This window comes from Priestia sp. P5_B4, from assembly GCF_056400385.1.
Genome location: NZ_JBFULJ010000661.1, coordinates 1 through 2,162, shown reverse-complemented (window position 1 = coordinate 2,162; position 2,162 = coordinate 1). Strand labels below are relative to the sequence as shown.

At 35.2% G+C, this 2,162-nt stretch carries 1 protein-coding gene; it reads right to left on the bottom strand.

Going from position 1 to position 2,162, the window contains the following annotated elements; genetic code table 11:
- Window positions 1-107: 107 nt before the first annotated feature.
- Window positions 108-1,511 carry an MFS transporter gene (locus AC1DRF_RS24365; protein ID WP_097822872.1) on the bottom strand — a complete coding sequence of 468 codons (1,404 nt, stop codon included), beginning with the start codon at window positions 1,509-1,511 and terminating at the stop codon, window positions 108-110.
- Window positions 1,512-2,162: the final 651 nt, after the last annotated feature.

Sequence of the window (2,162 nt, the reverse complement as noted above, 5' to 3'; positions counted from 1 at the left end):
TGATTGAATCATAAAAAGAGCCTTCTCTATGCGTTACAAGGAGAAGGCTCTTTTTAAGTGTTCATATTTTGCGCAGAAGTTAATGTAGCACCTGCTGTTTATTTACTTTATTTTTCTGTTTGCTCTGTATTCCACCATAATGAATCTTTTGGATTTTCAACCGCTTCATTGTATTCAGATTTAGAAGCAACCGTTGGGTATGAACCTTTGAGTGATTTTCCTGCTGTGTTCGCAAACAAGAATAAAATCACGAAAAATCCGATGATGCTCACGATGGTTAAATAAAACGCTGGAGCCAAGTGATTGCCTGTTGCATGAACTAACCATGTCGCAACTAACGGCGTCGTTCCTCCAAAGATAGACACTGAAACATTAAACGTGATCGCTAATGTTCGGTAGCGAATATCTGTGTAGAACATTGTTGGCAGCGTCCCTGGCATTGTTCCTTCATATGTAGCAAGGAAGATACCTAGAATAAGAATACCGATTGAAACAAAGACTAAACCATTTAAGTTAATTAAATAGAACGAAAAGGCTGACAGTAAGCTTAATCCGCCTAAACCGATTAAGAAAACTTTCTTGTTTCCGATTTTGTCGCTCAGTTTTCCAAACATAAGAGCAAGCGGCACCATTAAAATCATAACTGCCGTAATTAATACCGTACCAACTGTGTTTGATAAACCAATAATTTCATTCAAATAAGAAGGCATGTACGATAATAGCATATAGTTTGTAATGTTAAAGAAAGCCACGGCTACGAAACAAACAAACACATCTTTTTTGTGATTTTTTAAAATAGAGAGGAAGCTTTCTTCTTCAACTTCGTCTTCGTTGGAAAGTTCATTTTCAAAAATAGGTGTTTCCCCTAAACTTCTTCGTAAATAAAAACCAATAAGTCCTAAAGGCAATCCTAATAAGAAGGGAATTCTCCAGCCCCATGAGGCCATTTGTTTATCCGACAAAATAAAAAATAGTAAGCTAGCTAGCAGTGAAGCAAGAATATAACCAACAAGTGTACCGATTTCTAGTCCACTTCCAAGCACATTTCGCTTGTTATCTGGAGACGATTCTGCAATATACACCATCGCACCAGCATATTCACCACCAGTTGAAAAACCTTGAATGATTCGTGCAATTAATAAAAGGATGGGTGCCCATATACCGATTTGATCATATGTAGGTAACAACCCAATGAGTAATGTGGAAAAGGCCATTAAAATAATGGTAGTGGTTAAAACGACTTTCCTTCCTAACTTGTCCCCAATTCTACCGAATATAACACCGCCTAATGGACGCATTAAAAAGGCAATCGCAAATGTGGCAAATGTGAACACTAATTTGAGCTGATCATTTTCAACTGCACTAAAAAAGTTTTGACTAATAATTACGGCTAAATATGAATACAAGCCAAAGTCAAACCATTCCATCGCGTTTCCTACTCCTGTAGCAAAGACGCTTTTTTTAGCTTTGTCAATATCTACGACGTTAATTTTTTTCTTATTAAACTTCATTTCATTACGTCACCTCCGCGGTATACGATTATACAAGACTGAGTAGTAAAGTCAAATTTGACTTACTGTATTTCACACTTAAATGTGTTGTAACTCTCTTTATTTTTAAGTAAAAAACAAAAACTATTCATGTGATGTTAAATATTAAAAAAGGTTATGGCTAAAGGGATTGAAGCCAAAAAATGCTGAGGAAGGAACGCTAACAAATAAATGAATTAAAACCAAAATAAACTTTTTTTATTTCAACGTACAATTCATTGCTATTTAAAAAACGATTTTCGCCTAAAATAGGGATCGTTTTCGATGGAATTACAGTCGCTAAAATAGTAACTTGTCGTTAAAGAGAGCGCCTCTGGTTTACAATTTTATTGGTATCAATTCCCACTCAGGTTATCTGACAATTATTGTTACAACCCATTAGATATAAGCTTTATTTTGTAATAGATACACTGTTTCTATTACAAAAATTATGTAGCCTTAAAAATAAATATAAAGCTCGTTCTAACAAGTGAAGCAATGGATGATTCGGTCCATAGAATAAAACTTTAAGAGTTGGCTGGGGTCGAGGGATAAAAATTCAACTCCTTTCTCCGTATAATCGTTCGTGGCTTCAAGTAAGTTTTCTACATGTAAAAGCAAGCTGGTTTACAG

Bases quoted from the DNA above. Each gene is read 5' to 3' on its own strand.
- AC1DRF_RS24365 (WP_097822872.1), bottom strand. From the start codon at position 1,511: ATGAAGTTTAATAAGAAAAAAATTAACGTCGTAGATATTGACAAAGCT.